Below are 22763 nucleotides of genomic sequence, written 5' to 3'. Positions count from 1 at the left end.
GGAATACAGCTTGTATTTATCGATTAATTTTAAAATTCATAACCAACTTTTTTCAGTTGATTCCTGATCTCTTCCTCCAAATGATGTGACTTGGCAAAGAGTTCGGCTAGTTCACCAGTTAAACGCGTCATTTTTTCATCAAATGGTTCGCTATCTTTGGCGGCTTCCTCAATCCCTACATAACGTCCCGGTGTCAAAATATATTCATGACTTCGGACTTCTTCAAGGTTAGCTGATTTACAAAAACCAGTAATATCCTGATAGTTGGTGCCATTTTTCCAATTATGATAAGTATCACTAATTTGTTTAATCTCATCATCTGATAATTCGCGGTGCTTACGTGTAACCATAGTACCCATTTTACGAGCATCAATAAACAGGATTTGATCTTGACGATTGCGTGGCTGCTGCTTATTTTTAGTAACAAACCACAAACAAACCGGGATAGTTACCGTATAAAATAGATTAGTTGGCATTGTAACAATACAATCTACCAGCCCGGCTTCAATGATATTCTTGCGGATTTCATCTTCTCCACTACTAGTAGTAGACATTGTACCATTTGCCATAACAAAACCAGCAATGCCACTTGGAGATAACTTTGAAATTATGTGTTGAATCCATGCATAGTTTGCATTACCTATAGGCGGTACGCCATATTTCCAGCGGCTATCTTCCTTGAGTTTATTGCCACCCCAATCTTTTATATTAAATGGGGGATTAGCCAGAATGTAATCAGCTCTTAAACTCTTATGTTGGTCATTAGTAAAAGTATCAGCATCTCGTTCACCAAGATTGCCATCAATTCCACGAATAGCCAGATTCATCTTACATAAACGCCATGTCGTTGCAGTAAATTCCTGTCCGTAAATATGAATATCATCCTTTCGACCTTGATGTTCTTCAACAAACTTTTGACTTTGCACAAACATTCCGCCACTACCACAGCAAGGGTCATAAATTCGTCCTTTGTATGGTTCAATCATATTTACCAGAAGTTTAACGATTGATGGAGGTGTATAAAATTCACCATCAGATGAGCCAAAGTGACTAAGGAAATATTCATATACACGCCCCAAAACATCTTTAGCACGGGATTCTGCATCGCCAATTTTAAAAGAAAATAAGTCAACTAACTCACCAAGCTTAGTTTTGTCTAACTCTGGGCGGGCATAATTTTTAGGCAAGACGCCTTTAAGTGCTGCATTAGTTTTTTCTATCTCTATCATTGCATCGTCAATGATTTTGCCGATGGTTGGAGTCTTAGCACTGTCTTTAATATAACTCCAACGCGCGATATTGGGTACAAAAAAGATATTTTCTGCCAGATATTCGTCAGGCTCTTCTTCAAATCCTGCGCCCTCTGCAACTAGTTGCTGATGTTTTTCTTGAAAAGCGTCTGATATGTATTTTAAAAAAATTAGCCCTAATACAACATGTTTATATTCTGATGCTTCAATGTTACCACGTAATTTATCCGCCATTTCCCAGAGCTGGTTTTCAAAACCCAGATTTAATGTTGCCATAATTCCAAATAAACCTTTATTGCTAAAATATAGCTTATATTTTAACATACTATTAAAATACTTGATTTTTAGATGCGAAGTATTAACAAAGACAGATAGAACGATACAAGGGCGAGATAGATTAGCTGAATTCATTCAAGCTTGATTTGGCAAGCAATACCTTATAAACCTCACTCATTTTAAGCGCTATTTTATAGCACACTATAGTATAATATGCACATACATTATATATTTATTAATTAGGGTTGCACAGGTTTGATTAAGTTTTAACAGTGCGTAACTTCAGTTATTATTCAATATATAAGACCATAAGGACTATTTAAATTCTTTGGATAAACTAAATATATGCAGCAGCAAATTAAACTAAAGCCTCTTCTTTCCTTACTTTTGGGTACTGTTCTTTTATTTGCCATGATGGTTATAATTGGTAAGGTGCTAATACCTTTTATTGTTGCTTTAATTCTTGCATATGTTCTTGACCCTGTGGTTTCCAAGTTAGAGAGTAAGTTTAGGGTGCGGCGCAAATTTAGTGCGCTGTTATTTGCTTTACTAGTGTTATTTTTGTTTATTGCGATTCCTGCATATCTGATTCCGGTACTGGTATCCCAGTTTAAGGTGGTATTACATAATGTACCGCAGATAATTGCTGTAATAAATACTAATGTAGTAGCCAAGATAAATACTCAGTTTGGTACACATATTAGTCTTGATCTTGATGATTTAAAGCAACTTGTAATGGCTAATCAGACCAAAATCAGCAATAACCTTGATTTTGTTTCACATATCGCTCGCAATGGGATAATTGTTATTGAGGTTATCGTTTATGTAATTCTGATTCCATTTGCACTTTTTTATTCCATCATAAATTGGAATAATATTGTAAGGTTCTTTGATGGTTTAATTCCAAGATCATTTACTGAGCCAATGCACCGCCTATTTCATGATGTCGATCGCATGTTATCGGCATATTTGCGTGGACAAATGCTAGTTATGGTAATCATGGCTTCATATTATGCGATTGGTTTAAATATTGTTGGTTTACCATCGGGTACTGCTATCGGAATAATCACAGGATTACTAGTATTTATTCCCTATTTAGGTATTCTTTCTGGGCTTTTATTTGCAATTACCATTGGTCTGTCGCAATTCTCTGGTTCTGGTAATTTACTTGCAATTTTTATAGTTTTTGCTATCGGGCATGTGCTGGAGGGAGGCCTAGTTACTCCGTTTATGGTTGGTGGCAGAATCGGATTAAATCCAGTTATGATTATTATGGCGTTAATGGTTTTTGGTAAGGTATTTGGGATTGTTGGTGTCTTACTGGCATTGCCATTATCAACAATAGCGGTTGTGTTGTTGCGTCATGCCAAACAGTATTACCAGAATACGCATTATTATAAAGACGTTAATTGATGGCAGATCAGCAGTTACTTGATTTATTTAGTCAGGAGCCTGATTTTTCAAATTTTATTGCTGCTGGTAATGAGATTGTTGTTAGCGGGTTACAGAATTTTGCTACCCAGTTTACCCACATATATGGTGCACATCTGGCTGGTAAAACCCATTTATTAAAAGCATGGACGAATTTGGCTGAAGCAAAGGGTAAGTCTTCAGTTTATATTGATGTCAGTGAATTGGATAATGATTTTCTTGATGCTGTAAAGTCAGGGCTATATCGTTTTATTGCCATTGATAATATTGATCTTGCTTCGGAAGATGGGCAGATTATAATTTTTGATATTTTCAATTATATTCGCTTAAATCATGTTGATAATTATTTATTAACTAGTGCTTGCAAAAATTTAACCAGTGCTAATCTTAGGGAAGATTTAAAAACCAGAATCTATTCGGGTATGGTCTTTAATCTAAAAAGCCTTAGTGATGAAGAGTTAATGAATGCATTATTGGTTTATACCAAAAGAGAGGGGATCAAATTTGGTAAAGGTGAATTAAATTATCTTCTAAAAAACTATACCCGAAATTTGGGTTTATTAATCGCACTGATAAATAAAGTTAGCCAGATAGCTCTGGTTGAAAAGAAAAATATTACGATCCCACTATTAAAAAGTTGTATGGTCGAGTAATCAATTACCAACTTTCATTTTAAAAGAGAACGCAAAATGAAAAAACTATCTGATTTTAATCGTATTAAATTATTGCCGATGGTTACGCCAATTCAGTCGTTAACTAGATTGAGTGATTATCTGGGTGGTCCACAAATATATGTAAAACGCGATGATCTAAATTTTATTGGTGAAGGTGGTAATAAATTACGCAAGCTCGAGTTTCATATCGGTGAAGCCAAAGCGCGTGGAGCGAATGTAATCATTGCGACTGGAGCGCTACAATCTAATCTAGCCCGGGTAACTGCAGCCGTTGCTTTGAGTCAGGGCTTTGGATGTGAGCTAATTTTGAAAAGCAAAGTTAGGCGTTATGATGATGATTATCAGTATAATGGTAATGTGCTACTTGATAAAATTTTAGATGTTAGAACTTATAACGTTTCATCTGATGCTGATATGCTAAAAACGGTAAGAAGATTAGAAGATAAACTCCGTGATGCTGGCAAAAAGCCATATATTATCCCGTTTGGTGCTTCAGATGCACTAGGTTCATTGGGTTATGTTAGCTGTGCTAATGAAATTGCAGATCAAATGCGAGAAATGGATTTACGCTTTGATTATGTGGTTTTACCAAATGGTAGTTCTGGCACACATGCTGGATTATTAGCAGGATTTAAGGCTCTTGATGTAGATATAGATATTAAAGGCTATTCTGTTCTTGATAATGATAGTGTAACTGCTGATAATACTCTAGAGCTAGCCCGAGATACTTTAAAACTACTTGATAGTAGAGCTAAAATTGGTAGCAGTGATGTGCTAGTTGATGATCGCTGTCTTGGTGATGGTTATGGGATTCCTACGCGTCGAATGATTGAGACGGTTCGTTTGGTCGCTGAAAAAGAAGGTTTATTTCTTGACCCTGTCTATGGTGGTAAGGCTTTCGCTGGGTTAGTCAGTGGTATAAAAATGGGTAAATATCGCCGAAATCAAAAGATCCTTTATCTTATGACTGGTGGTGTTCCTGGCTTATATGCTTATCGTAAAGAATTTTATTCCGGTAGCCATTAATATGTTTAATCCCAGTGTTCAGGATGTGCGTAATTTTTTCTTTGATGTTTATCGCAAGGGAACAAATCAGGAAAATTTGACCCCACTTGAAAAGATTGCCTTTAGTGTGGTTTATGAACATCCAGAGTATAATAATATTCTCTCCGATCGTGAGAAATATCTTGAATTTAACTGGTCGCCAGAAGCTGGTGAAACAAATCCATTTCTCCATTTAAGCATGCATGTTTCAATTCATGAACAGCTTTCAATCAATCAGCCATTTGGTGTTAAAGAGTTATATCATGATCTGTGTGAAAAATATCAAGATAGACATCAAGCCGAACATGAAGTAATGGATTGTCTAGCTGAAATGATCTGGCAGGCACAATATAGCAATCAGCAGCCAAATCCTGAAGTTTATCTGGGATGTTTACGCAAAAAGCTTGGAAAGGAATAAAAGCAATATGGTAGATGCAATGTATCAAAGTAAAATAATCAGTGGAAAAGAACTTTCTAGCCAGATTCTTGATGCAATTAGTGAAGATGTTGAAGATTTACAGATTAATCAATTACGAACTCCTTGTCTAGCCGTAGTTTTGGTGGGAAATGATCCGGCTTCACAAGTATATGTTAAAAACAAAAAAAATGCTTGTCAAAAGGTCGGGATAAAATCACTCGAATTTGTTTTACCAGAATCAACGACTCAAGAAGAATTAAGTACTTTAATAAAAGATCTTAATGCTGATTTTATGGTTGATGGAATACTGGTTCAGTTACCATTGCCAGCCCATCTGGATAGTAAGTTAGTTATCGATACTATACTACCTAATAAAGATGTTGATGGTTTCCATCGTTATAATATGGGGTCGCTTGCCTTACGTGATCCAAATATTTGTCCATGCACGCCGCATGGAGTGATGTATATGCTGGATAATATAAAAGTAAATTATCACGGCAAGCATGCAGTTATTCTGGGAACTTCTAATATTGTTGGGCGTCCGATGGCTCTTGAACTAATGAATCGGGGTACGACTGTTACCATGTGTAATAGTAAAACTCGTAATGTTGAAGAAATTATTGCCTCGGCAGATATTTTGGTTGCGGCAATTGGTAATCCTAATTTTGTTCAGGCAGAATGGTTAAAGCCAGATGCAATAGTAATTGATGTTGGCATAAATCGTCTTAATGATGGCAAATTATGTGGTGATGTTAATTTTAATGACGCTTTACCCAAAGTAAAATATATTACTCCGGTACCCGGTGGCGTTGGTCCAATGACGATTGCGATGTTATTAAAAAATACCATGCGCTGTTATAAATTAAATACTAGTAAAGAGAATCTACATGTCTAGACACACAACAGAAGCACATGATATTGTTGTAGTATTACTAAAGCATAAAAGCCTTTCGATTCATGAACTTATGTATCATCTTGCGGTAGATAAGAAAGAAGAGCAGGAGTTTAAAAAACTGCTAAAAAAAATGGTCACGGCTAAAGAAATAAAAATCAGTACTGATCATTTGGTTACACTTGCCAAGCCAAACCGGTTGTGTGTTTATCATGCAAATAAAGATGCTAGAGGTGGGGTAGCCACTGATCCACATAGTAAACAGATGTATTTCATTCATCCGGGACATGAAAATTTTGCTATCGATGGCGATGAAGTAACCGTTGCGCCATGTGGTGCAGATAAAGAAGGGCGACCTTTAGCCGAAGTCAAAGAAATAATCAAGCATAAATTAACTAACTTGGTTGGGCGTGTTGAACAATATAAGGATAAGTACTACCTTATCAGTGATAATCATAAACTAGGCAATTATCCGGTAGTTATTGAAACAACTAGTCAGATCCCTGATCTTGATAGTATCTATAGCGTGGTAATTGTTAGCTATCCAAATATAAAAGAAGCTTATTTTCGGGTAAATATTACTGCTAATCTTGGGCATGCAGGAGATGATGAGGTTTTTGTCAATCGAGTATTGATCGAATCTGGTGCTCCGATTGAGTTTAGTGAAGAAGCTTTAAAATATGTAGAGAAAATTCCAGATAGCATTAATGAAAAAGACATCAAAGGGCGTGAAGATATTCGTCACTTGCCATTTGTGACAATTGATGGTGAAGATGCACGCGACTTTGATGATGCTGTATTTTGTGAAACGAACCCGGATGGTAGTTACACCTTATCGGTAGCAATTGCTGATGTTGCGCATTATGTGAAACATAATTCAGCTCTTGATATTGATGCTTATGCCCGAAGTACTTCAATCTATTTCCCACGTCGAGTAGTACCGATGCTACCCGAAAAACTTTCCAATGGGCTTTGCTCACTTAATCCAAATGTTGATCGGCTAGTAATGGTTTGTCATATGGATATTAGTGCTGAAGGTGAGATAACGGATTATGCGGTTGATAATGCAGTAATCCATTCTCATTATCGTCTGACTTATAATATGGTTCAGGAATGGCTTGAAGATCGTGATCGGATTCCGCATGATATTAGAGATAGTCTGACTAGTCTTTATAATGTTTATAAAGCGTTATTACGTGCTAGACAAAAGCGTGGCGCAATCGATTTTGATAGTACAGAGCCATATTTTGAATTTGATAAAGATGGTAATGTAACTGGCTTAAAACCACGTAACCGACTTGATTCACATCGTTTGATTGAAGAATGTATGCTTGCTGCCAATGTTTCGGTTGCAGCATTTTTAAATAGTCATGAACATATAACTATTTATCGTAACCACGATAGGCCAAGTGAGAAAAAATTTAGTGCCCTAAAATCCTATCTTGATTCAGTAGCGATTCCTTTTGATGTTACACAGGAAAGTGTTACGCCTAAAGACTATGCAAGACTGGTTGAACGGGTTAAGTCATTGCCAAATACCGGAATTATTCAACAGACGATTTTACGTTCAATGCAGCTAGCTGAATATTCGCCCAAAAATATTGGACACTTTGGGCTGGCATATGAACGTTATTTACATTTTACTTCCCCAATTCGCCGTTATCCAGATTTACTGGTGCATAGAGCCTGTAAGGCAGTTATCAATAAGAAAACTTATGCTTATCTTGAGTCAGCCGAACAAATGGGGCAGGAAACTTCATTTTGCGAGCGTAGAGCAGAGGAAATGGAACGTAAGGTAGATTCATACTATAAATGTAAATATGCCCAAAATCATGTTGGTGATAGCTTTCCCGGTATTGTTACTAGTGTGGTTAGCTTTGGGTTATTTGTTTCAATTCCGGAATTACTGATTGATGGGCTGGTTCATGTTACTGAACTTGGTGGTGATTATTTTGTCTTTGATGAAAAGAAACATTGGTTAGTTGGTAAAAATAGCGGTTTTAAATATACTGCTGGTCAGGAACTGGAAGTGACAATAGCCAATGTCGATATGGATAAGTTATTTATTGATCTAGAATTAACGGATACCCCGGATAAACTGTAACTCTGGAGTTTTGATCTATGGCAACCCGCAAGAAAAAACAGGTGCAGCAACCATTTTCAATTACTAAACTAATTCTTTTTCTAATAGTTATAGTAATTATCTATCTTGGTTATCTAGTTTATTATCCAAATAAATTACCGGGAAATGCACCGTATCAGTTAATTATTGATAAAAATGAATCTATCCGAAGCGTTGCGAAAAAGCTTGATGAAAGCGGAATTGTAAGTTCGCCGCGCCTAATGGTAGCTCTAACTAGACTAATGGATAAAGATAAAAAAGTTACAGCTGGTCTATATCTCATCAAACAGCCGATGTCCCTACTCGAGTTAATTCGGCGGATTACTAATGGTAAGCCCGATGAAATTAGTATTAAGATTCTTGAAGGCTGGAATTTCCGTCAGATAAGGGCATATCTTAATCAGCAACCACACCTTTTACATATGACTGAGAGCATGACTGAAGATCAGATTCGTGATGCGCTAAAAATTCCTTATTCACGGATGGAAGGCTTACTTTATCCTTCGACTTATTTTATCGCGCCGAATCAGCCCGATCTGGAGGTTATGCGCATATCTTACCGCTTGATGCAAAATAAACTTGCCGACTTATGGGTAAATAAAAACAAAAATGCTACTAATTATCAAGACCCATATCAATTACTGGTAATGGCAAGTTTGATTCAGAAAGAAACTTCTGATAAAGAGGATATGTACCAGATATCAACGGTATTTAATAATCGTTTACGTACTAATATGCGTTTGCAGGATGATCCCGCAGTGTTTTATGGTTTAAATAATAAAGCGACTATTACTCGCGCTGATTTCAAAATTGATACGCCGTATAATACTTACTTACATAATGGTTTGCCCCCAACACCAATTTGTACTCCATCACAATCTGCACTAGCTGCTGCTGCTAATCCGGGTGATGATTATAAATTATTGTATTTCGTGGCAATCGGTAATGGTAAAACCAAATTTTCATATACTTATGATGAGCATTCGCAGGCAGTAAATCAGTATCTGAAAAAGCCAGAGCCAGTGAAAAGTACTAAGAAATAATAACAGGACAAATTAATATGAAGCGCGGGACATTTATTTCAGTAGAAGGTATTGATGGGGCAGGTAAATCAACCCATGTTGAATTTATCCGTGATTATATCAAGGAGCATGGTAAGGAAGTAATCATTACCCGTGAGCCGGGGGGTACTGTTCTTGGTGAGAAGATTCGCGAATTGTTATTAACTAGCGAGCATATGCATCATAATACTGAATTATTACTTTATTTTGCTTCACGGCAGGAGTTAATTCGGCAGGTGATTGTGCCTAATCTTGATGCGGGTGTGTGGGTGATTGCTGATCGTTTTGTCGATGCTTCAATCGCTTATCAGGGTGGCGGTAGGGCGCTTGGTATAGAAAAAATTAAACAAGTTTATGCTTTACTTGAGCCACATCTAACTACCGATATGACGTTTCTTTTTGATGTCCCGTTAGAGCTTGCTCTTGATCGGTTAAGTCGTGGGCGCGAACTTGATCGGATTGAGCTTGAGTCTAGAGAATTTTTTGAACGGGTGCAGTCAAGTTATCATCAGCTTGCCAAAGAAGAACCAGAACGGATCAAGACAGTTATGACTAATCAGCCAGTTAAATATACTCGAGATCTTTTGACTAAATATCTTGATGATTTACTAAAGCGGAGTAGCTAATGCTATATCCTTGGCAGATTGATGACTATACTAATTTGGTAAATGCCTATAATAATCGTAAATTTCAGACTCTATTGATTTATGGTGCAGCACATTCGGCACCAGAAGAGATTGTGCATAAATTTATTGATTATTTGTTATGTGTCTCTCCAAATGGTGTTGAAGCATGTGGAAAATGTGCTAGCTGTATAATCCGCCATGATTCGGATCATCCTGATTTTTATCTTCTTGCAGCCGATGAGAGTGAAGAACGCAAAACCTTGCTGATTAAGGTGGAAGAAGTACGAAAAGTAACTGAATTTGCAATGATGTCACTACATATGGCAAATCATAAAGTAATTTTTCTACCTGATGCTGGGCAGCTAAATTTGAGTAGTGCCAATGCCTTACTTAAAATTATCGAAGAGCCACCTGCTAATTGCATATTTATCTTGCAAGCTGCTAATATCAATAAATTATTACCAACAATATTAAGTCGTTGTTTTAAATTTCAGCTAAAAATTCCTGAACGTAATCTGGCCTTGGCATATCTGCAACAAGAACAGCTTGAAAATGCTGAATTTTGGCTTAACTATTTTGGTGGCGAACCTGTATTTGATATTCCTGTAAGCGCGGAACAGCTTTTACTGCTACAGGAAGGATTATTAAAGCCAAGCATTGATAATATTTTTGCTTTAAGTAGCGAATTAGATCCAAAAAAAATTGGGATGGCTTTTTGGCTTGATTATCTTGGCAAATGGCTAAGTGATATTGCCCGAGTTAAGTTAGGCGGCAGTCCGGCATATTTTTCTACTGCGCATGAAAGTCTAATTAAGCTAGTTAGTCGTGTCAATGATGAAAAATTATATGCTTTACAAGATGAGCTGGTTTTTCTTTCAGAATGGACAGAACATCCGCTTAACCATAAACTTCAGCTCGAAAATTTACTTTTTAGGTATCAGCAAATTTATGTCTAAATTATTCAATCATATTCACCATATCGCAATTATCTGTTCAGATTATGAGAAATCAAAAGATTTTTATAACCGTATTTTGGGTTTTGAAATCATTCGCGAAGTATATCGTGAAGCCCGGCAATCATATAAGCTTGATTTATCGATAGATGGCAAATCACAGATAGAATTATTCTCTTTTCCTATTACTCCAAAACGCCCATCTACGCCTGAAGCATGTGGGTTACGCCACTTAGCTTTTGCGGTTACGAATTTAGATGATGTAATTCGTCATCTTGAAGCCAATGGTATTGAATGCGAGCCTATACGAGTCGATGAATTTACAGACAAACGTTTTACCTTTTTTAAAGATCCCGATGGTTTACCATTAGAATTATATGAAGATTAAGATTTGCATTCACTTTATTTGTTTTATAGAGTTAATTAAACTACTTTATTGGGGGACTTTGAGATAAGTCGCTTACGTAACAGCAAAATCTGTATAATGTTAGTAATACTTTCAGATACATCAGCGGTGACTTGTAATAACTCACTTAAAATACATCTATAACAGCCACTAAAAAATGCTGTAAATCCCAATACTGTCATGGTAAATAAAATTATTATTCTCTTCCGATTCTTTTTCATTGCTTGTCCGCAAAATAATGAGAATCGGATTATAGCTAATTGAAGTGTAAAATAAAACCCAATAAAATTCACCATTTAAAATTACCCTGTAAATATTTGGGTGGTAGCTATTATTGGGGGAAATAGGTTTTGTCTAATACGTCCAGTTAAATATCACCCTAGGCTGCCATAGCGCACCGCCATAAGCTTCGCCCTGATCTTGATAGACCATCCTTGTCCAGACATTCATATTTGTGTGGGGGATTCGGTAAAGTAATGCAGCATCATATTCTGTAACTAGGTTCGGCTGTGAGCTATAGACTTGATTGACAAAAAACTGAGAGAAAGACAGATTAAATTTAAGTGAGTTATCCATAAACGTTGTACTATTACGTAGCGTATAGGCGAAGCCAGAGCCAAGCTCTGCTAATGATGTTAACGCTGGCGTAGTGTATAATGGATCAATTTCCATACCATAGGTATATGGTGTAACCATTCCACCGTTAAGATAAGATCCGCTACTTCCAAATATATTATTATAAGAAATGCTGGTGGTGTTATTGCCAATATTTAGTGCAAATTTACCTCCAACACCATTACTTGCGACAACTCCCGCGGGTGAAGTTTCTCCAGGCAGGCTTACCTGATTTGTTAGTCCAGACGCTGATGATGACTGCATAAATCCTTGCCCGCTAATATCAATACTGAATAAGGATGATAATCCAATATGATAGGAATTATCAAAATATACCATCTGGGCGTAATTATCAAAATTATAAAACCATAATTGTCCAGAATAGCTATCAACTGGGTTCCAGATCATTCCCAGACCGGCAGGTCCATTAGTTGGGCTGGAGCCAATTCCGGCTAATGGTCCACCCATGGTATTATAGTATGTCTGCTGGTTAAACCAGTTATTTGGATACTGCATATAATTCCAAGCATAGAATCCTGTAAGTAGTAAACTTGGAAGTGCCTGAATGCTTGCAATAACGCCTTGATATGGATTATTACCCATAGCATAGGTTGCCCCAGGGTTTGAGCCGAAGCTATTTACCCATGGTGTAGTTAATAAAATAGCCCCGCCAGTAATTTCTAGTTTATTACTATACTGATAATCAATATATGCTTGTGATAGGGTAAATACCGAAGTAGTACCAAAAGTATTTGGTTGCCCTGTTTGATTCATGTTTAATACGGCAGTTCCGCCAGCTCCAAGTGCAAACCCGCCAACTCTACTGGATTGCCCCAGATCTGGAAGATATCAGTATTATAAGCTCTATTTTGACCTTGAGTCGGAGAGTTGATATTACCTATGACACTTGTTCCCAAATGAAAAGTTTCTTTTGATTCTGTTCTAGTATCTGCTAACCCCATGTTTAAATCAATTGGATCTTGCAAGTGATTATATGGAGAAATAAAAGCATTTTTTAGAGCCTTAATTTCTGCTTCCTGTAGCTGTATGCTTGCATCATTATCAAAATAATCATCAGAACTACGGTATTTGCTTCCTGACTTGATTACGGCGCTTTCATCATCTTCATACTGGTAAATATCATCTGCCATACCATAACTAATTACCATACTAAGGGCTAGGAGTAATTTTTTTCTGAAAGTTATTTCTGATTTCTTCATGAGTCCTGCTTTATTAGGAAATTAAGATTTGCTACTAACCTTTTTATAAGAGATAGAAGAGCCGCAAATTAGTTAGTGTATTGCATAATCATCTATAATGGCAACCGAAAAAAATAGGGGTAAACTTTATCGAATATTAAAAGTAGTTCAAATTTAAATAAGACAAGCTTTTTATTTAAATCAACAGACAGTTTTTTAAAATTATAGTAAGAATAACTATGTTTTTAGCAGGAGCTTACTTAAAAAATAAAATTGATAGACTTATAAAGCCTATCAATTAAATATATCTTTGGAACTAGAGGGGCGTCATATGAGATTAATGTGAGTTAAATATAATTAACATTTGTTGTATTAAATCTTCAATATTAACCGGTTTTCCTATTACATAACCATTTTATTCATATTTAGAATTGGTAGCATAATACCTATTACGATCAGCATTACTACTGCACCCATGAATACAATCAACGCAGGTTCAAGAATACCTGTCAATAACTGGCTACGATGAGATAATTCAAGCTCTTGGTGACTACCTGCCTGAGCCAGTAAGTGATCAAGATTACCTGACTTCTCACCACTTGAGATCAGATGAATTACAACTGGGGGAAGGCATTCTGTGCTTTTAATGCAACGGCAAGACCAATACCTTCGCGCACCATACTAATTGCTTTATCGATAGATGTTTTTAGCATGAAGTTACTCAATGTATCGCGACTCGCTTCCAAAGCCTGTAGCATAGGCACGCCACTAGATAATAGCATGGAAAGTGTATTCGTAAATCGTGCCAAATCAATATTGACTAATAGCTTACCTGCAATTGGTAGGGTCAATAGTTTACGGTGAAATTTTATGCGGTTTTCTTTTTTCTTTAGTGATCTGGCAAAACTGAAACCAAATATGAGAATTACAATTAGCATGTAGATCCCGTAGTTGCGTAAGCCATTACTGGTTGCAATCATTCCTCTTGTAATTAATGGCAGGGTCTGCTTGGATGCTTCAAATACTTTTACAACTTGTGGAACTACAAATACCAGTAGGGCAATAATTACTAAAGTTGCAACGACTGTTACTACTAGTGGATAGAGTAATGCCATCATAATTTTACTGGTTAATTCACGCGTTTTATCACTATAATCAGCTAATTTGGTCATAACTTTAGCTAAACTACCTGATTGTTCACCTGCATTTACTAGGCTACAATATACAGCCGGGAATACTTTTGGATACATCTTTAGCGAAGCTGCTAATGAACGTCCACCTAAAACTTCACTTCTGACACCGCTCATAATTGCCTTTTGTTCCTGACTCTCAAGCTGATCAGATAATGCCGATAATGATTGTTCAACTGATAAACCAGAATTTAACAGGATTGAAAATTGCCTAGTGATTAATGATAGTTCTAGCGAAGAAATTGGTTTTTTAAACGATATTCCAACCGCTTTCTTGGATTTACGTTCTTGTTCAGATTCAAGATGCGTTGTAATTAGTCCTTGATTACGTAGTAATTGTCTAGCCTGTTTGGGGCTTTCCGCCTGTATAACCCCGGCTTTTTCTTTACCCGACTTATCAACTGCTTTATAGCTAAATGATTGCATGTTTATTCTTTAGTTAAAGTGATAACTTCTTCAAGCGAAGTTTTTCCATCCATTACCCAACGAAGGGCGTCCATCCGTAAAGTTCGCATCCCAAGTTTATTTATTGCGTATTTTTCGATTTCTGTTTCACCCGCATCATTATGAATTAGACGCTGAACTTCTTCATCAATTACTAGTAATTCGTGGATACCATTACGACCTTTATAGCCAGTACCGCTACAATGTTCACAACCCACAGGCTTATAGATTGTTACATCCTCAGGAATGCCAAATTCTGCACGCATAGCGCTATCTAATGCTAGATTTTCAGTTTTGCACTTAGGGCAAAGTAAACGAATTAGACGTTGAGCTAGAATCCCAATTACTGTTGAAGATAATAGGAATGATTCAACACCCATATCTATCATCCTAGTAATCGTTGACGCAGCAGAGTTAGTATGGAGTGTTGCCAGTACTAAGTGTCCGGTTAAGCTTGATTGTACCGCAATTTGTGCTGTTTCTAGATCACGAATCTCCCCAATCATTACCACATCCGGATCTTGACGGAGAATTGAACGTAGTGCACGGGCAAAAGTCATATCAATTTTAGCATTTACTTGAGTCTGGCTGATTCCTGGAATATCATACTCTACGGGATCTTCTACCGTCATGATATTTAATGCATTAGAGTCAATCCGGGCGAGGGCAGCATAAAGGGTAGTTGATTTACCCGAACCAGTTGGACCTGTAACAAGGAATATCCCATGTGGGCGGCTAATTAGGCTATCTATTCTACTACGTGTATCCTCTGCCATACCCAGACTTTCTAGTTGTAAGCGCTCTTTATTTTTGTCAAGTAACCGCATTACAATCCGTTCACCATGCCCAGTTGGAATGGTTGAAACCCGTAAATCAACCTCGCGTCCAGCTAGCCTTAGCGCAATACGTCCATCCTGTGGCAAGCGCTTTTCGGCAATATCTAGCTGTGCCATAATTTTAATCCGCGAAACTAATGCCGCATGTAACCCGGGATTAACATCAATTACTTTATGTAACACGCCATCGCGGCGAAATCTTACTAGTGAATTACGTTCGTAGGCATCAAGGTGCACATCCGATGCATCTTCCTTTACCGCCTGAGTTAAAAAAGCGTTGATGATTTTAATTACTGGTGCATCATTTTCTGATTCTAATAAATCTTCAGTTTTTTGCAGATTTTGCATTAAGTCAGAAATATCGATATCATCTTGAATATCATCAACTACTGCCGCTGCATTACCGCTAGAGTAAGCTTCAGCTAAGATTGCATCAAAAAGCTTTTCTTCAATTTTGTGAATCTGAATTGGCTGTTGTACCTTACGTTTTATCTCGGTTACAACTAAAGGATTCAAACTAGCGGTAGTTGCAATCTGTACATATTCATCGTCAGCAGCATAAATACAGACTTTATTGGCTCTGGCATAGGTATATGGTAGCCGCCTTGAGTATTTATTGGGTGAGAATTTTATATTTTCCATAAGCCTACGCCTGCTGCAATCTTATTAATTATTGTTATTAGTGATAGTTATACTATTAGGTGCGGTTTGAATAACTTTTGTTTGCCCATTAGAAGTATTGCTATTATTTGTAGATGCATTCCTAGCACTAGTTGTTGAGTTTTGTACCACTATTGGTGTTTGACCAGGAGAAGAATTTACTACTGATACGTTATTTGGACCTTTAGTTACATCCAAAATAGGTGTAGCTGGTACTGACGATGGCTGAGGAGGTACTTTATTATCATAAGGAACCTGATTTTCAATATTTACTGCATCAACATTTGGTAATAAGGCATTTCCTGTAGCCTTAATAGCATTTTGTTGTTGCATGATATAGCGGTAACGCTGATTAGTAAGAGCTTTCATTCCTTCTTCATTACGGATAATTACTGGACGGAGGAAAATTACCAGATTTTGCTTGGTATGTGTACGACTTTGCCAACTAAATAACCAACCTAAGTAAGGAATTGAACTTAATAATGGAATCCCCGCACTTTGCAGGCTTATTACATCTTGCGTCATTCCACCGAGAGCAATAATTTGCCCATCGTTTACCAAGATCTGAGTTTTTAAATTACGCTTGTTGATATTTGGACCATTTGCCTGTAGGTCGGCTTGGCTTTGTGATGCAGTGTCAACAATTGAATCCTCTTGGTAGACAGCCATTTGAATAATACCACTTTGAGTAACCAGTGGTTTTAGGCGTAACACAGTCCCCACATCTTGGCGGTTTACCTGACTTACGATATTTCCAGCTGCATTACCAGTGTTTTGAAATGAACCAGTTGGAATACCAATATTTTGTCCAACAAATATTGATGCTTCTTCGTTATCTAATGTTAATAAGGTCGGACGTCCCAAGATATTACCGGCATTATTCGAAGCCAGCATATCAGCAAGGGCTGAAATTCCAGGCACTGTTTGCCCACCAATCGTAGTTGTACCTGTAACTAATCCGACATAAACCTCACCCGGTACACTTAGCCCAGAGCCTGCAGCAGCAGCTCCACTCGTTCCACCATTAGCAACACCAGCGGCAGCAATAGCTGTCTGTGCTAGGCTACTAACACTGTTTCCATTCCCTGCATAATTAGAAAGAACTAAACCACCAACATTATTATTACCAGCTCCACCTAACCACTGAATACCAAAAGTACCAGTGTCATTAGTTGATACATCGGCAATCAGAGCTTCAATCATTACTTGTACCCGGCGTACATCCAACATATCAATTATTGCACGCATATTACGATAAACTGCGTCTGGTGCTTGAATAATTAACGAATTGGTAGAAGGTTCAGCCTGTACCAGAATTTTTGGTGCATTTTTATCATTATTTGGTGATGTGCTATTTGAGCTACCGCGATTTGCTGAAGTTGGAGGTTTACTACCACCGCTAGAACCACCACCAAAAGTGCTACCTCCACTTGAACCACTACTGCCACCACTACTCTGGAAGACTGAGCTGGTATCTGAAAGTGCTCGACTGGCAGCAGACGCTGTCATGTCTGGGTTGTCTTGACCACTTACAATTGTTTTTAAAACTTCAGCTACATGGGCTGCATCTGCATTACGAAGGTATACCACATGGAGATTGTTATTGCTGGAACTGGTGTCTTTATCAAGGCTTAATGCTAATGCTCGGAGTTCTTCGACTTTTGCCGCAACATTAGAGTTAATGATAACTGAGTTACTAGCCGGGTCAACAGTAATAGTTGTGGTTGGTCCATCATTAGCACCACCAGCGGCTCCGCCGCCACTTCCAGAACCCATACTACCTCCTCCGGCATAGCTTTGCAAGGTTTGGGCAACATCTGAGGCGTAAGCATATTTAAGCTTTACAATTGCGGGAGCAACTTTCTTAGCTTTTGTGGTGTTTAAGTCAGTAATGATTTTTGTTATTCTTGCCATGTTTGAAGAGTAGTCAGTTACGACCAACGCATTACTGTTTGGATAGACTGAAATTGCATTATTTGGCGATATCATTGGGCGTAATGCATTAGCTAGCTGGGTTGCTGAGCCATTGTCTATGATAAATATTTTAGTGACTAGCTGATCACCTGGATTACGCTTATTGCTCTGAGTCTCAGTTCGCATACCATAAGTACGAGCATCTGTTTCTGGTAGTACCTTGATTACACCATCAGCTTCCACCGTTGCAAAGCCCTGCATTCTGAGTGCTGATTCAAGAACCTTATAACTTTCAGCTTTGGAGATTGGTTTTTCAGATACTATGTTAACGGTACCTTTTACACGTGGATCAATAACAAAGTTTTTGCCAGATAGTTTGCTAATTGCTTTTATAACGGTTTGAATATCAGCATTTTCAAAATTAAGGACAACTTTATCTTCTGATGTTCCTGAGCTATTATTGGTACTAGTCGAGTTAGTTGCAGTATTCGTCTTAGAAGAAGCTGAGTTGTTGGGCGTTGATGTGCTAGTAGGAGCAGCTACAGCTTGTCCCAACATTGATACTCCACATAATATTACACCTAGCTGTTTTAGTTTCAAATTCATAAACATCCCTAATTAATTTTGTTGTTGTCCATTGTTATTGTTGTCATTACCATTTCCACCAGCATTCTGCTTCTGGAAAGCTTCAATCATTTTTCTACGCTTATCAGCAATTGAATCATTATCACTTCCTTGGGCTGCATTATTTTCGTTATTATTTGCTGGCTGGTTAGTACTGCTGTGATTCTGCGCATCTTGATTACTGCTATTATTTGGTGCTGTACTTGGAATATAGCCTGCACTACCGGAGTTTTGGTGGTTATTGTTTGAAGTGTTATTAGTGTTTGGCGTAGCATTTGATGAAGAAAGATTGATGGTAACATCTTGTTTGCCGGACAAGAAAATTACTCCATCGGGAGTAATTGCTTTAACTTTTGCATCAAGAACAGTATCCCCAATTACTGCAATGGAGTTTTTGCCGCTAACTGTAATAAATGCTACACTGTTATTCAGTCCTGCTGCATAAACCCCAACTACTTTTATCTGTTCGGCAATTGTAGGAACTGGTGCTTTTTCTTCAGTAACAACGCCGAATGGCGCACGATTAATGATTGTTTGGGCAAGCTTACTGGAATCAAAATTACGACTTACTATATTACTATAGGTATCATAACCCAAAGGGTTTGCCAGCCACCATACACTTTTTCCTAGCATGATCCCAGCAGATATTATTATCAAATAAATTGCTGCCGCACTTAGGAGGTTTATTGTCTGATTAATTGTAATGTTTTTCATTTTTAATTTAACTATATGTTATTGATGGTGGTAACCTAAAAACAAATCTGTATTTATCCAAAGCTCATGATTTTATCATGCTCCAATTTCAAACATTCAATTAATTGGTTTGCTCGTTTTTAGAATCTTACATTCAACGCAAAAGCCATATATATTCAATGTGTGATTATGTACTTCAAACTGATTTTGTTTTGCAATTTGCAGCTGTAATTCTTCAATTTCCTGATTGACAAATTCAATTACTTTGCCACACCCCATACATATGAGGTGGTCATGATGTTCATTGGCAACAGCCAGTTCGTAGTTAGCATGCTCATTTCCAAAGTTATGCTTAGTGATGATATTATGTTCTTCAAAACTGGCAAGAATTCGATAGATCGTTGCCAAGCTAATATCTATATTTTTGCTTTGAAATATTGTTAGAATTTTAAATGCGTCTAAATGTTTATGTTCGGAAAAAAGCGCAAGTATTGCTAATTTATGCTGAGTAATTTTTATTCCCGCATCCTTTAGCTGTTTTGTTAAATCCATGCTTATCCTGAATTAAAAGTGTTTTGTTTGAACCAAACTCTTATTTTAAGGTTAAAATAACGCTTAAAGCAAATTTTTTGATGTGGTATATGGGTTTTAGTATGATTCGACAGGTGTTGATGTGTTGTTTTGTAACAATTTTTCTGATTGGGTGCTCGGGAATTAATTTTTCAGAGTGGCGCTTTCCGTACATGTATCCGGTACAGCAGGGTAATTATATTAACCGGCAGCAGATGGCTCAATTGCGTGCCGGGATGACAAAAGAACAGGTTACTTTTGTTATTGGTCATCCAGTAACCCAGTTTATGTTTAATTCAAATCAGTGGCAATATGTTTATCAGGATTATAAAAATGATAAACTTAAAGATAGTTACATTGTAAACTTAAATTTTGATCCAACTACGCAAAAATTGATTCAAATTGAATCGGTTGGTGCTGTCAAGACAAAATAGTTTTAAAGGAATTCAAGCAATGCTTAAGCTGGCAATAAATGGTGCAAATGGTAAAATGGGGCAGAAGTTACTGGATCTTATATTGAAAAATCCTGAATTATATGAGCTAGTTCTAGCAAGAACTTTTCATCTAGAAAATAATGTCATCGCCTCAGATAGCTATTATTTGACATTGCCACATTCTACTACGGCAGAAGTGATGGTTGATTTTTCTAACCAAGAGCGAATTGAGGAAACTTTAAATTGGTGTTTGACTCATAAAATCCCATTGGTTATTGGAACTACAGGCTTTACAAGTGACCAGATGAGGAAGATAAAGGATGCAGCAGCTCAAATAGCTATTGTTCACTCTGCAAATATGAGTTTATCGGTTAATGTATTATTTGAAGCTGTAAAAATGGTGGCAAAAAAGCTAGCAGATTACGAAGTGGAAATAGTTGAGAGTCACCATCGTTATAAAAAAGATGCCCCTTCGGGGACTGCTCTTGAAATAGGGAAATTGATTGCTGGGGCTAGAGGAGATGATTTTGATCAGGTTGCCTGTTATAATCGTACTGGCAATAACAATCAGGTTCGAGCCTCAAGAGAGATTGGCTTTTCTGCCCTACGGGCTGGAGATATAGTTGGGCGGCATGTCGTTGACTTTATTAGTGATGGTGAAGAGTTGAGTATCATTAGCAACATTAATAATAGGCGGGGCTTTGCTCTTGGCGCATTGGCAGCGGCAAAGTTTATTGTTAAGCAGGCTCCGGGGCTATATTCAATGCAGGATGTCCTTGAAATATGAGACATCAATTCGACGCAGTAGTTTTAGGTAGTGGACTTGCTGGCTTGTCTGTAGCTTTGCGACTGGCAAATCACGGCAAAAAAGTAGCGCTTGTGACTAAAAAACAGCTTGCCGAGTGTAACTCTTTTTATGCTCAGGGTGGGATTGCTGCGGTAATTAATGATGATGACTCATTTGATAGCCATGTAAAGGATACTCTAATTGCTGGTGCTGGGTTGTGTAATGAAGAAGCAGTGCGGTATATTGTTGAACATGCACCTGATGCAATAAACTGGTTAATTGAGTTAGGAGTTGACTTTACCCGAGAAAAAACTCCAGTTAATCATATCCATTTAACTCGGGAGGGTGGACATAGTGCACGCAGGGTTCTTCATGTTGCTGATGCCACTGGTGCTGCCGTTATATCAACAGTAATTCAGCATGTTGTCAAACATCCTAATGTTTCTATTTTTGAAAATTATGTCGCGGTCGATTTGATTGTAAGTAAAGTTGGTGAATTAAAGCGGTGTGTTGGTGTTTATGCGCTAAATACAGTTAATGGACAAGTTGAGACATTTAACTCAGTTAGTGGCGTAATTCTTGCAACTGGCGGTGCTGGGAAATCATATTTGTATACAACAAACCCAGATGTAGCAACAGGTGATGGTATTGCAATGGCTTATCGAGCTGGTTGTCGTGTTGCTAATATGGAATTTATCCAGTTTCATCCAACCTGTTTATATCATCCGCAAGCTAAATCATTTTTAATCTCAGAAGCTGTTCGTGGTGAAGGAGGGGTGCTTACTCTACCTAATGGTGTTCGATTTATGAAGTTTCATGATGAGCGTTTGGAGCTTGCTCCACGAGATATTGTTGCCAGAGCCATTGATTACGAAATGAAAAAATCTGGGGTTGATCATGTTTGTCTTGATATATCTCATAAAGGCGAGGGTTTTATTTTGGAACATTTTCCAATGATACACGCAAAATGTAAATCATTAGGAATTGATATTTCTAAAGAACCAATTCCTGTTGTACCTGCAGCACATTATACGTGTGGTGGTGTAATTGCTGATTTGTATGGTGAAACTGATATTTCCGGACTTTACGCTGTTGGTGAGTGTGCGCATACTGGATTGCATGGGGCAAATCGCTTGGCTAGTAACTCCTTGCTTGAATGTCTGGTTGTTGGTAAGGGGTTAGTTGAAAAAATTTTGGATCATGATGGTACAAGAATCGTTATATCTAAAGACTGGGATGAGTCGCAGGTTACCAATGCAGATGAGGAAATTGTGATTGCCCATAATTGGGATGAACTTCGTAGATTAATGTGGGATTATGTTGGAATCGTTAGAACTACAAAGCGTCTTGAACGTGCAATTCACAGGATTAATCTTTTGAAAGAAGAAATACATGAGTATTATTCAAATTTTAGAATAAGTGCGGACTTAGTTGAGTTGCGTAATCTCGTATTGGTTGCTGAACTAGTGGTGAAAAGTGCTTTTAAACGTAAGGAAAGTCGTGGGTTACACTATAGTCTCGATTATCCCGCAATAAATTCAGTTGCTATGGATACAATCATTGGGCACAATGACTAAGTGAGCTAGAAGGCTTTATTTGCAGTACATTATTATTTATGATACAATTCGTGATTAAGTTATCAAT

The 22763-nt window shown here is 37.5% G+C and carries 20 protein-coding genes and 1 pseudogene; 13 read left to right on the top strand and 8 right to left on the bottom strand.

What is annotated here, in order from left to right; all coding sequences use genetic code 11:
* Nucleotides 1–29: 29 nt before the first annotated feature.
* A complete protein-coding gene (locus CUN60_RS08605) occupies nucleotides 30–1574 on the bottom strand; it encodes a type I restriction-modification system subunit M (RefSeq protein ID WP_245866342.1) in 1545 nt (514 codons plus the stop codon).
* Between the two features lie 297 nt (nucleotides 1575–1871).
* Here CUN60_RS08605 and CUN60_RS08600 point away from each other — a divergent pair, with 297 nt between their 5' ends.
* From CUN60_RS08600 to gloA2, 10 genes are read left to right on the top strand one after another with little or no spacing between them, the layout of a single operon-like run.
* Entirely contained in the window at nucleotides 1872–2939 is a 1068-nt protein-coding gene (locus CUN60_RS08600) for an AI-2E family transporter (protein WP_102951645.1), read from the top strand.
* Nucleotides 2939–3610 carry an HdaA/DnaA family protein gene (locus CUN60_RS08595; protein WP_102951644.1) on the top strand — a complete coding sequence of 224 codons (672 nt, stop codon included), beginning with the start codon at nucleotides 2939–2941 and terminating at the stop codon, nucleotides 3608–3610. Before CUN60_RS08600 ends, CUN60_RS08595 begins: the two co-directional genes overlap by 1 nt.
* A 36-nt stretch (nucleotides 3611–3646) precedes the next feature.
* Nucleotides 3647–4657: a D-cysteine desulfhydrase family protein gene (locus CUN60_RS08590; RefSeq protein WP_102951643.1), complete on the top strand. Its 1011-nt coding sequence runs from the start codon at nucleotides 3647–3649 to the stop codon at nucleotides 4655–4657.
* A gap of 1 nt (nucleotide 4658) precedes the next feature.
* Nucleotides 4659–5093 (top strand): DUF1841 family protein, encoded by a 435-nt coding sequence (locus CUN60_RS08585; RefSeq protein WP_102951642.1) that lies wholly within the window; start codon nucleotides 4659–4661, stop codon nucleotides 5091–5093.
* A 19-nt stretch (nucleotides 5094–5112) separates the two neighbouring features.
* A complete protein-coding gene (gene folD / locus CUN60_RS08580) occupies nucleotides 5113–5988 on the top strand; it encodes a bifunctional methylenetetrahydrofolate dehydrogenase/methenyltetrahydrofolate cyclohydrolase FolD (protein ID WP_102952463.1) in 876 nt (291 codons plus the stop codon).
* Nucleotides 5981–8089 (top strand): ribonuclease R, encoded by a 2109-nt coding sequence (rnr, locus tag CUN60_RS08575; protein WP_102951641.1) that lies wholly within the window; start codon nucleotides 5981–5983, stop codon nucleotides 8087–8089. The genes folD and rnr overlap by 8 nt, the downstream gene beginning before the upstream one ends.
* Before the next feature lie 17 nt (nucleotides 8090–8106).
* Nucleotides 8107–9150 (top strand): endolytic transglycosylase MltG, encoded by a 1044-nt coding sequence (gene mltG, locus CUN60_RS08570; protein WP_102951640.1) that lies wholly within the window; start codon nucleotides 8107–8109, stop codon nucleotides 9148–9150.
* Between the two features lie 17 nt (nucleotides 9151–9167).
* Entirely contained in the window at nucleotides 9168–9794 is a 627-nt protein-coding gene (tmk, locus tag CUN60_RS08565; RefSeq protein ID WP_102951639.1) for a dTMP kinase, read from the top strand.
* Nucleotides 9794–10750 (top strand): hypothetical protein, encoded by a 957-nt coding sequence (locus CUN60_RS08560; RefSeq protein ID WP_102951638.1) that lies wholly within the window; start codon nucleotides 9794–9796, stop codon nucleotides 10748–10750. The genes tmk and CUN60_RS08560 overlap by 1 nt, the downstream gene beginning before the upstream one ends.
* Nucleotides 10743–11135 (top strand): SMU1112c/YaeR family gloxylase I-like metalloprotein, encoded by a 393-nt coding sequence (gene gloA2, locus CUN60_RS08555; RefSeq protein WP_102951637.1) that lies wholly within the window; start codon nucleotides 10743–10745, stop codon nucleotides 11133–11135. The genes CUN60_RS08560 and gloA2 overlap by 8 nt, the downstream gene beginning before the upstream one ends.
* A 372-nt stretch (nucleotides 11136–11507) precedes the next feature.
* Here gloA2 and CUN60_RS08545 read toward each other — a convergent pair whose 3' ends face one another.
* The 7 genes and pseudogenes from CUN60_RS08545 to CUN60_RS08510 form a co-directional block, all read right to left on the bottom strand.
* On the bottom strand, nucleotides 11508–12542 hold the full coding sequence (locus tag CUN60_RS08545; protein ID WP_102951635.1) for a hypothetical protein: 1035 nt from the start codon (nucleotides 12540–12542) through the stop codon (nucleotides 11508–11510).
* A gap of 2 nt (nucleotides 12543–12544) precedes the next feature.
* A complete protein-coding gene (locus CUN60_RS08540; RefSeq protein ID WP_102951634.1) occupies nucleotides 12545–12988 on the bottom strand; it encodes a hypothetical protein in 444 nt (147 codons plus the stop codon).
* Nucleotides 12989–13369: 381 nt separating this feature from the next.
* A pseudogene (gene gspF, locus CUN60_RS08530) lies at nucleotides 13370–14583 on the bottom strand (type II secretion system inner membrane protein GspF).
* A gap of 2 nt (nucleotides 14584–14585) precedes the next feature.
* Complete coding sequence (gene gspE, locus CUN60_RS08525; RefSeq protein ID WP_102951631.1) at nucleotides 14586–16079, bottom strand: type II secretion system ATPase GspE; 1494 nt, start codon at nucleotides 16077–16079, stop codon at nucleotides 14586–14588.
* A gap of 24 nt (nucleotides 16080–16103) precedes the next feature.
* On the bottom strand, nucleotides 16104–18617 hold the full coding sequence (gene gspD, locus CUN60_RS08520; protein ID WP_158649362.1) for a type II secretion system secretin GspD: 2514 nt from the start codon (nucleotides 18615–18617) through the stop codon (nucleotides 16104–16106).
* A gap of 12 nt (nucleotides 18618–18629) precedes the next feature.
* Nucleotides 18630–19349, bottom strand: coding sequence for a hypothetical protein (locus tag CUN60_RS08515; RefSeq protein ID WP_102951629.1), 720 nt, complete (start codon nucleotides 19347–19349; stop codon nucleotides 18630–18632).
* Nucleotides 19350–19445: 96 nt separating this feature from the next.
* Nucleotides 19446–19880, bottom strand: coding sequence for a Fur family transcriptional regulator (locus CUN60_RS08510; protein ID WP_102951628.1), 435 nt, complete (start codon nucleotides 19878–19880; stop codon nucleotides 19446–19448).
* 101 nt (nucleotides 19881–19981) lie between these two features.
* Between CUN60_RS08510 and CUN60_RS08505 the strand changes: the two genes are divergently transcribed.
* Genes CUN60_RS08505 through nadB form a run of 3 tightly spaced genes read left to right on the top strand, consistent with a single transcriptional unit; the run spans nucleotide 19982 to nucleotide 22696 of the window.
* The gene (locus CUN60_RS08505; protein ID WP_158649361.1) at nucleotides 19982–20332 is read left to right on the top strand and encodes an outer membrane protein assembly factor BamE; all 351 of its coding nucleotides are present in this window, start codon (nucleotides 19982–19984) and stop codon (nucleotides 20330–20332) included.
* 19 nt (nucleotides 20333–20351) lie between these two features.
* Nucleotides 20352–21119 (top strand): 4-hydroxy-tetrahydrodipicolinate reductase, encoded by a 768-nt coding sequence (dapB, locus tag CUN60_RS08500; RefSeq protein ID WP_102951626.1) that lies wholly within the window; start codon nucleotides 20352–20354, stop codon nucleotides 21117–21119.
* Nucleotides 21116–22696: an L-aspartate oxidase gene (gene nadB, locus CUN60_RS08495; RefSeq protein ID WP_102951625.1), complete on the top strand. Its 1581-nt coding sequence runs from the start codon at nucleotides 21116–21118 to the stop codon at nucleotides 22694–22696. The genes dapB and nadB overlap by 4 nt, the downstream gene beginning before the upstream one ends.
* The last annotated feature ends 67 nt before the right edge of the window (nucleotides 22697–22763 follow it).

The sequence above is a fragment of the Aquella oligotrophica genome, assembly GCF_002892535.1.
Classification (GTDB): Bacteria; Pseudomonadota; Gammaproteobacteria; order Burkholderiales; family UBA11063; genus Aquella; species Aquella oligotrophica.
Note: the sequence above shows the minus strand (reverse complement) of the source record. Positions and strands in the feature narration are given on the sequence as shown.